The organism is Bradyrhizobium sp. WYCCWR 12699 (assembly GCF_032144035.1).
Taxonomy (GTDB): domain Bacteria; phylum Pseudomonadota; class Alphaproteobacteria; order Rhizobiales; family Xanthobacteraceae; genus Bradyrhizobium.
The window spans coordinates 349,281-361,675 of record NZ_JAVTJN010000005.1 but is presented as its reverse complement, the minus strand read 5'-3'; the positions used below and the strand labels follow the sequence as shown (position 1 = coordinate 361,675).

Below are 12,395 nucleotides of genomic sequence, written 5' to 3'. Positions count from 1 at the left end.
TCCGCCCTCACCGTTCCGGAATCCGGCTCTGCGCCCAGCGCTGGAGCCGATTGACGGCGAAGATGATGACAAAGGACACGACGAGCATGACCACCGCAATGGCGGTCGCGTCGGCGTAGCGGAATTCGGAGAGCCGGATCACGATCAAGAGCGGCGCGATCTCTGAGACGTTGGGCAGATTGCCGGCGATGAAGATCACCGAGCCGTATTCGCCGACCGCGCGGGCGAAGGCGAGCGCGAGCCCGGTGAGCAGCGCCGGGGCCAGCGAGGGCAGGATCACGCGGATGATGGTCTGCCAGCGGCTGGCGCCGAGACTGCCCGCGGCCTCCTCGATCTCGGGATCGAGATCCTGCAGCACGGGCTGCACCGTGCGCACCACGAAGGGGATGCCGATGAAGATCATGGCGACGAAGATGCCGACCGGCGTGAACGCCACCTTGATGCCGAGCGCCGCAAGCGGCGCGCCCAGCCAGCCCTTCTCGGCGAACAGCGCGGTCAAAGCGACGCCCGCGACCGCCGTCGGCAGCGCGAAGGGCACGTCGACGATGGCATCGAACAGCCGGCGGCCGGGAAAGCGGTAGCGCACCAGCGCCCAGACGATGATGCTGCCCATGACGAGATTGACGCAGGCCGCCGCGAAGGCGAGGCCGAAGGAGACGCGCAAGGCATTCAGGGTGCGGCGGCTCGACAGGATATTCCAGAACTGTTCGGGACTGAGCTCAAGCGACTTCAGGAACAGCCCGGCGAGCGGAATGAGAATAATGACGGACAGCCAGGACAGCGTCAGTCCCATCGTGAGACCGAAGCCCGGCAATGTCCGGCGTCGTGCTGCAATTGCGCTCACCAGGCCACCTGTTACCGCTGCGACAGCGCCCGATCAGTTCTTGTAGATCTGGTCGAAGATTCCGCCGTCGGCGAAATGTTCCTTCTGTGCCTTGGTCCAACCACCGAAAACCTCGTCGATCGTAAACAGTTCGACCTTGGCGAAAGCGTTTTCATATTTTTTGGCGATCTCTGCATCGCGCGGACGGTAGAAGTTGCGCGCGGCGATCTCCTGCCCCTCCTTGGTGTACCAGTATTGGAGATAGGCGTCGGCGGCGTTGCGAGTGCCTTTCTTATCGGCGACTTTGTCGACGATCGCGACCGGCGGCTCGGCGAGGATGGATTGCGGCGGCGCCACGATCTCGAATTTTTCCCGGCCGAACTCCTTCAGCGCGAGAAACGCCTCGTTCTCCCAGGCCAGCAGCACGTCGCCGACGCCGCGCTCGACGAAGGTCACGGTGGCGCCGCGCGCACCGGTATCGAGCACCGGCACCTGCTGATAAAGCTTTCCGATGAAATCCTTGGCCTTGTCGGCCGAGCCGAGCTTCTTCTGCGCAAAACCCCAGGCCGCCAGATAATTCCAGCGCGCGCCGCCCGAGGTCTTGGGGTTCGGCGTGATCACGGCGACACCCGGCTTGATCAGGTCGTCCCAGTCCTTGACGGCCTTGGGATTGCCCTTGCGGACGAGGAATACGATCGTCGAGGTGTAGGGTGATGAATTTTGCGGCAGCCGCTTCTGCCAATCGGCTGTGGTGAGGCCCTTGGCGGCGATGGCATCGATGTCATAGGCCAGCGCGAGCGTCACGACATCGGCCTGCAAGCCGTCGATCACCGCGCGCGCCTGCGAACCGCTGCCGCCATGCGACTGCTTGATCTCGACGCTCTTGCCGGTCTCCTTCTGATAGGCATTCGCAAATGCCTTGTTGAACTCGGCATAGAGCTCTCGCGTCGGATCGTACGACACGTTCAACAGGTTGATGTCAGCGGCGAGAGCCGAGCTTGCCAAGAAACCCGTCAAGACCAGGCCTGCTGCGAGCGGAACGATACGGCGCATCATGTCCATCTCCATTCACTTCGCTGACGTCGGTGTCAGCGAAGACATGCAGGCGAAACTCGCGGCGAAACGCGCCTAAGTCAACGAAACCGGATTTTCTTGTTCGCAGCGTGGCGACGTGGCTGTGCTACGAAGTCTTCATCGTGTGGATGCCGCATTCTGTCTTGGCTCGGCCGCGCCAACGACCGGCGCGTTCATCCTCGTCCTCGGCCGTTCTGCTCGTGCAAGGCATACACCCAACCGACCGGAAACCGGACGCGACCAGGGGGTGACGCGGCAATTTGGCGCGGACGAAGATCGCCTCGAGTTCCTCGCGCGAAACGTTGGCGAAGGGATTGAACTTCAACCGCACACCGTCGTCCTCGACGACGGGAATGTCGGTGCGCGCATTGCCCTGGAAGCGCTTGCGGCCGTTGAGCCAGGCATCAAAGGGCTTCAACGCGCGCGCCAGCGGCTCCACCTTGCGGATGCGGCAGCAGGCGTCGGGATCGGAGAACCAGAGGTCGCGGTCGGGATCCTCGCGCGACAGGGTCTCCTCGGCCGGCTTGATCGAGCGGACATCCTTCAGCCCGAGCGACGCGATCAGCGTGTCGCGATAGGCGAGCGTCTCCTCGAACAACCAGCCGGTATCGAGGAAGATCACGGGGATCGCCGGGTCGACATCCGCCGCGACCTTCAGCAGCGTCGCCGATTCCGTGCCAAAGGACGACACCAGTGCCAGCTTCTCGCGCCCGACCGTCTTCAGCGCGGCAGCGATGACTTCCGCGGGCGAGGCGGTGCGCAAGCTCCGATCGAGCTCCTCCGCTGAAGGGAGCGTAGAGACAGAGACCGGAGTGAGCTGGGACGCAACGACGTTCACGTGCCGACACCCTCGGAATGACGCAGCTGCATGCGCCGGTGCAAAGCCGTGATGCGGCCGTCGCCGGTCGGCTGGTAGAACACCGAATAGCGCTTTGCGGTCTGCATGAAAGCTTCCGCGTCGGCCTGCTTCTTGACCTCGAACGAATCGAAGCCGGCGCGCAGCATGAACACGAACTGGTCGCGCAGCACCTGGCCGGTGGCGCGCAAATCGCCGCGATAATTGTAACGCTCGCGCAACAGGCGGGCCTGGCTGTAGGCACGGCCGTCACGGAAGGTGGGGAACACCAGCGCGACGACGGCGATCTTGCCGAGATAGGGCACCAGCTCGCTGATATCGCGGTTGTTGGGCCAGATCACGCCGACCTTGCCCGAACAATCGAGCAACGTGTCGGCCTCGCCCAGGAAGCGTTCGGCCGGCACCAGGATGTCGCCGCCCTCGGGCAGCGGCGTGTCGACGGCGAGCTTGACGAAGCTGTCGCCCGTGATCTTTCCGCCGTTAACGAGTGGCATAGACGCGCTCCTTGAAGGGTTCGACGCCGAGGCGCTTCACGGTGTCCATGAACAGCTCTTCGGGCCGCTCGCGCAGCGCCAGATAGGCTTCCACGACGTCCTCGATGACGTCGGCGACCTCGTCGAACTTGACGCCCGGCCCGATCAGGGTGCCGAGCGCGGCGTTCTCGTCGGCACGGCCGCCGATGGTGATCTGGTAGACTTCCTCGCCGTTCTTCTCGACGCCGAGAATGCCGATATGGCCGACATGGTGATGGCCGCAGGCGTTGATGCAGCCGGAGATGTTGATGTGGAGCCGGCCGATCAGATTGGCGAGCTCGTGATTGGCGAAGCGACGTGTCAATTCCTGCGCGATCGGGATCGAGCGCGCATTCGCCAGCGAGCAATAATCGAGACCCGGGCAGGCGATGATGTCGGAAATCAGATTGACGTTCGGGGTTGCGAGCCCGAGCTTGTCGAGCGCCTTCCACAGCGCCGGCAGGTCGCGCTTGGCGACATGCGGCAGCGCGAGGTTCTGCTCGTGGCCGACGCGGATCTCGCCGAATGAATATTTGTCGGCGAGATCGGCCAGCGCGTCCATCTGCTCGGCGGTGGCATCGCCCGGAGGCGCGCCGATCGGCTTCAGCGAGATCGTGACGATGGAATAGCCCTGCACCTTGTGCGGGGCCACCGAGTTCTTGCGCCACGCCTCGAAATCGGGATCAGCCGCGGCCTGACGCAGCTCGTCCGGCATGTGCGGCAGCTTCTCGTAAGCGGGGTAGGTGAACCGCGAGCGGATGTCCTCGATCACCTCGTCGTCGATCTGGAGCGAGGAGTTGCGGATATGCTGCCACTCCTCCTCGACCTCGCGGGAGAATTTCTCGATGCCGAGCTCGTGCACCAAGATCTTGATGCGCGCCTTGTAGATATTGTCGCGGCGGCCGTACTGGTTGTAGACGCGCAGGATCGCCTCGATGTAGCTCAGGATATCGCGGCCATGCACGAAATGCTTGATGGTCTTGGCGATGAACGGCGTGCGGCCGAGGCCGCCGCCGACCAGCACCTCGAAGCCGGTCTCGCCCTTCTCGTTCTTGATCAGGCGGAGACCGATGTCGTGGATCTTGATCGCCGCGCGGTCGTGGTCCGAGGCGGTGATCGCGATCTTGAACTTGCGCGGCAGGAACGAGAATTCCGGATGCAGCGTGGTGTGCTGGCGGATCAGTTCCGACCAGATGCGCGGATCCTCGATCTCGCCCGGCGCGACGCCGGCCCACTGGTCCGAGGTGACGTTGCGCATGTTGTTGCCGGAGGTCTGCATCGCATGGATGCCGACCTTCGAAAGATCTTCCAGCGCGTCCGGAAGCTCCGCGAGCTTGATCCAGTTGAACTGGATGTTCTGCCGCGTGGTGAAATGGCCGTAGCCGCGGTCGTATTTCCGCGCGACATGGGCGAGCGCCCGCAGCTGGTTCGTCGCCAGCGTGCCGTAGGGGATCGCGACACGGAACATGTAGGCGTGCAGCTGCAGATAGACGCCGTTCTGCAGGCGCAGGATCTTGAACTCGTCCTCGGTGAGCTCGCCGGAGAGGCGCCGCTTCACCTGGTCGCGGAACTCCGAGACGCGCTCGTTGACGAGCGTGCGGTCGATTTCATCGTAAGCATACATAAGAAGATGCCTTAAGCCTGGGCCGACTGTCCGATGGTCACACCGGTGCGGCGGATCTGTTCGCGCAGATTGCCGGGTTCGATCTTGCCGTCCGCGCCGACCTGCACGGGAGCGATATAGGGTCCGATCGCGCCGACGTCATCGGCGACGGACTCCGCAAGCAACGCCTTGGCCTCGTCGGAGTTGCGCACGATCGCAGCTTCCGACAGGTCCGCGGACCAGCTCTTGGCGGCGGTGCGGTAAACCACGATGCCGTCCCAGGTCCGGTTGGCGGTCACGATCGAGGGGCCGGCGATCTTGATCTTCTTCTGTTCAAGCGGAGAGGTCATTCGGCTGCATCCAATAGGTCAGAGATGATGGGGTTGGGTGTCTCGAGATCAGCGGCGCCGCCGAGTCCTGCGGTAATGCCGGGAATGATCGAATAAGCGACGTTGGCGGCGCGCAGCGCTGCCACTTCTTCACCGCCGCGCCCGACCACGAAGGAATCGCCGACCTTCAGCCGCACCACCCGCTGGCCGGCTTGCGCGGCCGCGATCATGCGCTGGTTGATGGCGTCCTCGCCGGTGCCGGGCTTGCCGACGGCAACGCGCGTGGTGTCGCGGCGGATACGGTCGAGGATTTCGCCAGAGACCAACTCGTCATGGAAGACGATGTCGGCGTCCTGCAATGTGCGCAGCGCCTTGATGGTGAGAAGATCGGGATCTCCTGGACCGGCGCCGACCAGCGCGATGGAGCCTTCCGGCTTGTCGGCGCGCGCGAAGGCGGAGGGATCGGAAATCGCCTTCAGCGCGACGTCCGCCTCGCTCTTGCGACCGGCGAGCACGGCGGCACCGATCGGACCGTCGATCACCCGCTCCCAGAAGCGGCGGCGCAGCGGAAACTCGGCGATGCGCTCGTTGATGGATTTGCGGAAGCCGCCGATGAACTCGGCGAGTTCGCCGATGCGCGCCGGAAGCAGCGCCTCGATCTTTTCGCGCACGCGCCGCGCCACCACCGGCGATGTGCCGCCGGTGCCGACCGCGACCACGACATCGCCGCGATCGACGATCGCAGGAAAGATGAAGCTCGAATGCTCGAGATCGTCCATGACGTTGACAGGCAGGCCGAGCGCCTTGGCCCGAGCCGACATCGCCACGCCGACATCGCCTGCACCGGCGCAGACGACGGCGATGACGCCCGCGAGATCGGCGGTGAGCGGATCGCCCGTCAGGATGTCGACGCGCGCCGCGTCTTCCACGCTGAGGCCGAGATCAGTGTTGCCGTCGATCGCGTGCACGCGGATGCGCGCGCCGGCGGCGGCGAGCACGCGCAGCTTGGCGCGCAAAAGCTCGCCCGCGCCGATGAGAGCCACCGGACCCGCCTTGAGATCGAGGAACACCGGCAAGAACCGCATACGATACTCGCTTCCCCCACATCCGGGGTTGACCGGAATTATTTTCTATATATGTGTCGTTTCAAGCTCGCAAAGAGAAATTTTTTCTTCTCTTCTGCACCGCGACTATAGAATTTTCGCCTCCAAACGCAAAGTGGCAGAGATGCATCTTCTCAAGGACGAATCCGCAGCTGTCGGAGTGAGCAGCCAAGTCCCCGTCGCACGCTCGGGCTCACAAGAATTTTCTGCCGATGTTGCGCCGAGCATGGACCATCTCGACCAGCTCGAGGCGCAGAGCATCTACATCTTCCGTGAGGCCTTCGCCCGGCTGAAGAAGATCGCCCTGCTGTGGTCGCTCGGCAAGGACTCCAACGTCATGATCTGGCTGGCGCGGAAAGCGTTCTTCGGCAAGATGCCGTTCCCGGCCCTTCATGTCGACACCGGCAAGAAGTTTCCGGAGATGTACCGCTTCCGAGATCATTACGGCAAAGAGTGGGATCTCGATCTGCGCGTCGAGCCCTGCCCGCCCATCGATGCCGTCGACCCGACGCTGCCGCCGGCCGCCCGCTCCGCCGCGCGCAAGACCGAAGGTCTCAAGATGGCGCTCGGCAAATACGGCTTCGACGGCCTGATCGCCGGCATCCGCCGCGACGAGGAAGCGACCCGCGCCAAGGAGCGCGTGTTCTCGCCGCGCGGCCTCGAAGGCAATTGGGACGTGCGCGACCAGCCGCCGGAGTTCTGGGATCACTTCAACGCCTCGCCGCCGCAAGGCGCGCATTTGCGCATCCATCCGATCCTGCATTGGACCGAGGCCGATATCTGGGCTTACACCAAGCGCGAGAACATCCCGATCATCCCGCTCTATCTGTCGCAGAACGGCAAGCGCTACCGCTCGCTGGGCGATCAGGACATCACCAATCCGGTCAATTCGACGGCGTCAAATATCGACGAGATCCTGATCGAGCTCGAGCAGACCAAGGTGCCGGAGCGCGCCGGCCGCGCGCTCGACCACGAGACCGAGGACGCCTTCGAGCGCCTGCGCGTCGCCGGCTATCTCTGATCAAGGACGCGAGCGCGATATGAACATGATCGTCACCCCGACTTCGCCCGCCACGCCGAACGGCACCACCCGCCCGCAAGTGCGCATCGTCATCGTCGGCCATGTCGACCACGGCAAGTCGACGCTGGTTGGCCGCCTGCTGCACGAGACCGGCAGCCTGCCCGACGGCAAGCTCGAGATGCTCAAGGCCGTGAGCGCCCGGCGCGGCATGCCGTTCGAATGGTCGTTCCTGCTCGATGCGCTGCAGACCGAGCGCGACCAGGGCATCACCATCGACACCACGCAGATCCGCTTCCGCACCAATTCGCGCGACATCGTGCTGATCGACGCGCCCGGTCACGCCGAATTTCTGCGTAACATGATCACCGGCGCCTCGCAGGCCGACGGTGCGGTGCTGATCATCGACGCGCTGGAAGGCGTGCGCGACCAGACACGGCGGCACGGCTATTTGCTGCATCTGCTCGGCGTGAAGCAGGTCGCGATCGTCGTCAACAAGATGGACCGCGTCGACTTCTCCGCCGATCGCTTCAAGGACATCAGCGACGAGATCTCGGCACATCTCAACGGCCTCGGCGTGAAGCCCACGGCCGTGATCCCGATTTCCGCCCGCGACGGCGACGGCGTCGCGGAGCACACCGATCGAATCGGCTGGTACAAGGGACCGACCGTGGTCGAGGCGCTCGACGCCCTCGAGCCGGCGCGGCCGCTGGAAACGCTGGCGCTGCGGCTGCCGGTGCAGGCGATCTACAAGTTCGACGACCGCCGCATCGTGGCCGGCCGCATCGAGTCCGGCAGCCTCATTGCCGGCGACGAGATCGTGATCATGCCGGCCGGCAAGATCGCCAGGATCAAGACCGTCGAGAGCTGGCCGGTGACGCCGGTCGCGGGGCGGCAGGGCGCGGGCCGCTCGGTCGGCATCACGCTCGACCGCGAATTGTTCATCGAGCGCGGCGACATCGTCGCGCATGCCGGCAGTGCCCCGCGCGAGACGCGCCGGCTGCGCGCCCGCATCTTCTGGCTGCACGACAAGCCGCTCGCCAAGGGCGACCAGCTGCTGGTTCGCTGCGGGCCGAAGGAAAGCCGCGCCACCGTAGTTGCGATCGAGAAGGCGGTCGATCCCGGTGAGCTCTCGAGCAGCGAGAACAAGGCGATCGGCCGCAACCATGTCGGCGAGATCGACATTTCTCTCTCGAATCCGATTGCCACCGATCCCTACACCGAGAACCCGCGCACCGGACGTCTCGTGATCGAGGTCGCGGGGCGCATCGCTGGCGGCGGCCTCGTGCTGTCGGTCGATGCCGGCCAGCGCGCCGTGCCCGTCGACATCGTGCCGGTGGAATCGGCCCTGCGTCCTGACGAACGCTCCGCGCGCTATCAGCACAACGGTGCCGTGGTCTGGCTCACCGGCCTGCCCGCGTCCGGCAAGTCGACGCTCGCCAAGGCACTGGAGCGGCGTCTCTTCACCAATGGCGGCTCGCCGATCCTGCTCGACGGCGACACGCTGCGCGCCGGCCTCAACAGCGATCTCGGCTTCTCTGCCGCGGACCGCAGCGAGAACATCCGCCGGCTCGCGGAGGTCGCGACGCATCTGGCGCGTAACGGCCACATCGCCATCGTCGCCGCCGTCTCGCCGGCCCGCGAGGACCGCGCCACCGCGCGCCGCATCGCCGACACCGCGTTCCGCGAGATCCACGTCGCGACGCCAGCCGAAGTGTGCGAGGGGCGCGATCCCAAGGGCCACTACAAGAAGGCGCGCGCCGGCGCCCTGGCATCGTTTACCGGCATCGGCAACGACTACGAAGCGCCGCAGGCAGCCGAGCTCGTGATCGACACCTCGACACGGACCGTCGCCGAGGCGGCCGACGAGATCGAACAGATGCTGAAGACGACGGGCGTGCTGTTCGACGAAGCCGTGGACCTCGCCGCGAATATCTGAGCGCACGGTTTGTTGGCGCGCTCACTGCCAACACGCAGACGGTACGTTCCCTCCTCCCTTGCGGGGGCCCACAAGGGCGGAGGGAGCGCAGTCGTGCGCGCGGCGCGAAATTGGGCTCAATCGCTGTAAAACCAGCGGCCTTCCCCACCTCATCTTGACATTTTGACAAGCCCCCGGGGGTCTTCTCACCGCCCCTTTTTTGGGGCTAATAGGCCCCCGAAAGCCGCCCCTGGGGCGCATTTTGCTGCTATCGGGTCAAAAGCAGCCAAAAACAGCCATTTCCAACAAGAAAGCCCATCATGAAACGCGTCGACGCCCACGGATTGAAGATCGCCCCTGTCCTGTTTGACTTCATCGCAAAGGAAGCGGCCCCGAAAACGGGCATCGCGCCGGACGCGTTCTGGGCCGGGGTTGCCGCCATCATCAAGGACCTTGGGCCGAAGAACCGCGCGCTGCTGGCGGTGCGCGACACGCTGCAGGCCAAGATCGACGACTGGCACCGCGCCAACAAGGGCAAGGCCTTCGACCTCAACGCCTATACCGCCTTCCTGAAGGAGATCGGCTATCTCGTTGCGGAGCCGGCGACCCAGAAAGTCGAGACCGCCAATGTCGACGACGAAATCGGCAAGATCTGCGGCCCGCAGCTCGTCGTGCCCCTCACCAATGCGCGCTACGCGCTGAACGCGGCCAACGCGCGCTGGGGCTCGCTCTATGATGCCTTCTACGGCACCGACGCGATCCCGCACGATCCCACGGAGAGCGGCAAGGGCTATAACAAGGCGCGCGGCGACAAGGTGATCGCCAAGGCCAAGGCGTTCCTCGATGCCGCCGTGCCGCTCGCGACCGGCAGCCACACCGATGTCACCGCCTACAGCGTCGTCGCGGGCCAGCTCGCAGTGAAGCTGAAGAGCGGCAACGCCACCGCATTGAAGAACGCTGCGCAGTTCGCCGGCTTCCAGGGTGATGCGGCTGCGCCCTCGGCCGTGCTGCTCGCCAACAACGGCCTGCATGTCGAGGTCAAGATCGACCGCAACAGCGCGATCGGCAAGGACGATCCGGCCGGCGTCGCCGACATGATCATGGAGTCCGCGGTCTCCACCATCCTCGACATGGAAGACTCGGTTGCCGCTGTCGATGCCGAGGACAAGGTGCTGGTCTATCGCAACACGCTGGGCCTGATGAACGGCACGCTGTCGGCCGACTTCGAGAAGGGCGGCAAGACGCTGACGCGCTCGCTCAACGCCGACCGCAGCTACAAGACTCCCGACGGCAAGAACGAGATCAAGCTGCACGGCCGCAGCCTGCTGTTGATGCGCAATTGCGGTCACCACATGTTCACCGACGCGGTGCTGGACGAGAAGGACGAGGAGATTCCGGAAGGCCTGCTCGATGCCGCCGTCTCCGGGCTTCTTGCCATCCATGACTTGAAAGGCAACTCCAAGGTCAAGAACAGCCGCACGGGATCTGCCTATATCGTCAAGCCGAAGATGCACGGCCCGGACGAGGTGTCGCTGACCTGCGAGATCTTCGGCCGTGTCGAGCAGATGCTGGGCCTGCCCGAGAACACGCTCAAGGTCGGCATCATGGACGAGGAGCGGCGCACCACCGTCAACCTCAAGGCCTGCATCCAGCGCGCCTCCAAGCGCATCATGTTCATCAACACCGGCTTCCTCGACCGCACCGGCGACGAGATCCACACCTCGATGGAAGCGGGCCCGATGATCCGCAAGAACGAGATGAAGGCGCAGCCCTGGATCAAGTCCTATGAGGACTGGAACGTCGACATGGGCCTGACCTGTGGCCTGCCCGGCCATGCCCAGATCGGCAAGGGCATGTGGGCCGCGCCCGACAAGATGGCCGACATGCTTCAACAAAAACTGGGCCATCCGCAGGCCGGTGCCACCACCGCCTGGGTGCCCTCGCCGACCGCCGCGACGCTGCATGCACTGCACTACCACCAGGTCAACGTCACCGCGCGGCAGCAGGAGCTGGCCAAGGGCGGACCGCGCGCAAAGCTCTCGGACATCCTCACCATTCCGGTGTCGAAGTCGAACTGGGCGCCTGACGACGTCAAGCAGGAGATCGACAACAACTGCCAGGGCATTTTGGGCTATGTCGTGCGCTGGATCGACCAGGGCGTCGGCTGCTCCAAGGTGCCCGACATCCACGATGTCGGCCTGATGGAAGACCGCGCCACGTTGCGCATCTCCAGCCAGCACCTCGCCAACTGGCTGCACCAGGGCGTGATCACCGAGGCGCAGGTGATGGAATCGCTGAAGCGTATGGCCGTCGTCGTCGATAAGCAGAACGCCGGCGATGCCATCTACAAGCCGATGGCGCCCGCCTTCGACGGCGTCGCCTTCAAGGCCGCGTGCGACCTCATCTTCAAGGGGCGTGAGCAGCCGAACGGTTACACCGAATACATCCTCACCGCGCGCCGCCGCGAGGCCAAGGCGGCCGGCTGAGCCCTGTCACTGGATCAAAGCCCCGGCTACCCGCCGGGGCTTTTTTGTTGGGCGAAAGGTCGCGCTACGTGTCGGAACAGGCAGCGTGCGCCTCGCGTTATCGGGCCATCAAACCACGGGAGATGGTCATGGACTGGAATCGAATCGAAGGAAACTGGAAGCAGTTCAAGGGCTCGGCCAAGGAGAAATGGGGCAAGCTCACTGACGACGATCTCAGCTTGATCGAGGGTCGCCGCGAGCAGCTCGAGGGCCGGCTTCAGGAACGCTACGGCAAGGCCAAGGACCAGGTTCGTCAGGACGTCGACGACTGGCTGAAATCGCTGCACTGAGCAGCACAAACGAAGCCCCGGCGAAAGCCGGGGCTTTTTGTTGAACGTAGCCCCTCGCTAGAACACCGCGAGATATTTCAACAAGGACACGATGCCGATGATGATGACGATCACGCGCGCGATCTGCTTGGCGCGGCCGTCCATCGGCAGCATATTGATGAGATAGAGTACGAGAATAACGACGAGAAAAGTGACGAGCACGCCCACCAGCATCGCGAGACCCCCTTCAGGCAAATTGCGACCGCTGCTCTAACGCCCGTAGCGCGACTCGGTTCCATCTCGGCAACCCATTGCAACTTCTGGTAAATCAGTAATTCTACGATCCCCCGGCCTGCCTAAAATTT

11 protein-coding genes and 1 pseudogene are annotated in these 12,395 nt (G+C 64.3%); 4 read left to right on the top strand and 8 right to left on the bottom strand.

Annotated elements, in window-relative coordinates; translation table 11 throughout:
• Positions 1–7 precede the first annotated feature (7 nt).
• The 7 genes and pseudogenes from cysT to RPS27_RS06375 all read right to left on the bottom strand — a co-directional run.
• The gene (gene cysT, locus RPS27_RS06405; RefSeq protein ID WP_194404435.1) at positions 8–844 is read right to left on the bottom strand and encodes a sulfate ABC transporter permease subunit CysT; all 837 of its coding nucleotides are present in this window, start codon (positions 842–844) and stop codon (positions 8–10) included.
• 33 nt (positions 845–877) lie between these two features.
• Entirely contained in the window at positions 878–1,879 is a 1,002-nt protein-coding gene (locus tag RPS27_RS06400) for a sulfate ABC transporter substrate-binding protein (protein WP_249132019.1), read from the bottom strand.
• Positions 1,880–2,003: 124 nt separating this feature from the next.
• On the bottom strand, positions 2,004–2,735 hold the full coding sequence (locus RPS27_RS06395) for a phosphoadenylyl-sulfate reductase (RefSeq protein WP_194404437.1): 732 nt from the start codon (positions 2,733–2,735) through the stop codon (positions 2,004–2,006).
• Positions 2,732–3,247: a DUF934 domain-containing protein gene (locus RPS27_RS06390; protein WP_212067886.1), complete on the bottom strand. Its 516-nt coding sequence runs from the start codon at positions 3,245–3,247 to the stop codon at positions 2,732–2,734. Before RPS27_RS06390 ends, RPS27_RS06395 begins: the two co-directional genes overlap by 4 nt.
• Positions 3,234–4,889, bottom strand: a complete 1,656-nt coding sequence (locus tag RPS27_RS06385; protein ID WP_194404439.1) for a nitrite/sulfite reductase — start codon at positions 4,887–4,889, stop codon at positions 3,234–3,236. Before RPS27_RS06385 ends, RPS27_RS06390 begins: the two co-directional genes overlap by 14 nt.
• Before the next feature lie 11 nt (positions 4,890–4,900).
• Positions 4,901–5,218 carry a DUF2849 domain-containing protein gene (locus RPS27_RS06380; protein ID WP_135166566.1) on the bottom strand — a complete coding sequence of 106 codons (318 nt, stop codon included), beginning with the start codon at positions 5,216–5,218 and terminating at the stop codon, positions 4,901–4,903.
• Between the two features lie 35 nt (positions 5,219–5,253).
• Positions 5,254–6,282: pseudogene (locus tag RPS27_RS06375) on the bottom strand (SAM-dependent methyltransferase); the annotation flags it as partial.
• A 244-nt stretch (positions 6,283–6,526) separates the two neighbouring features.
• On the opposite strand from RPS27_RS06375, the gene cysD reads away from it, so the two are divergent.
• The 4 genes from cysD to RPS27_RS06355 all read left to right on the top strand — a co-directional run bounded on the left by cysD (position 6,527) and on the right by RPS27_RS06355 (position 12,051).
• Complete coding sequence (gene cysD / locus RPS27_RS06370; protein ID WP_194404440.1) at positions 6,527–7,321, top strand: sulfate adenylyltransferase subunit CysD; 795 nt, start codon at positions 6,527–6,529, stop codon at positions 7,319–7,321.
• Between the two features lie 19 nt (positions 7,322–7,340).
• Positions 7,341–9,257 carry an adenylyl-sulfate kinase gene (cysC, locus tag RPS27_RS06365; protein ID WP_212067885.1) on the top strand — a complete coding sequence of 639 codons (1,917 nt, stop codon included), beginning with the start codon at positions 7,341–7,343 and terminating at the stop codon, positions 9,255–9,257.
• 299 nt (positions 9,258–9,556) lie between these two features.
• On the top strand, positions 9,557–11,722 hold the full coding sequence (locus RPS27_RS06360; protein WP_212067884.1) for a malate synthase G: 2,166 nt from the start codon (positions 9,557–9,559) through the stop codon (positions 11,720–11,722).
• Positions 11,723–11,850: 128 nt separating this feature from the next.
• Entirely contained in the window at positions 11,851–12,051 is a 201-nt protein-coding gene (locus RPS27_RS06355; protein WP_164718867.1) for a CsbD family protein, read from the top strand.
• A 57-nt stretch (positions 12,052–12,108) separates the two neighbouring features.
• Here RPS27_RS06355 and RPS27_RS06350 read toward each other — a convergent pair whose 3' ends face one another.
• The gene (locus tag RPS27_RS06350; RefSeq protein WP_008546817.1) at positions 12,109–12,264 is read right to left on the bottom strand and encodes a Thivi_2564 family membrane protein; all 156 of its coding nucleotides are present in this window, start codon (positions 12,262–12,264) and stop codon (positions 12,109–12,111) included.
• Positions 12,265–12,395: the final 131 nt, after the last annotated feature.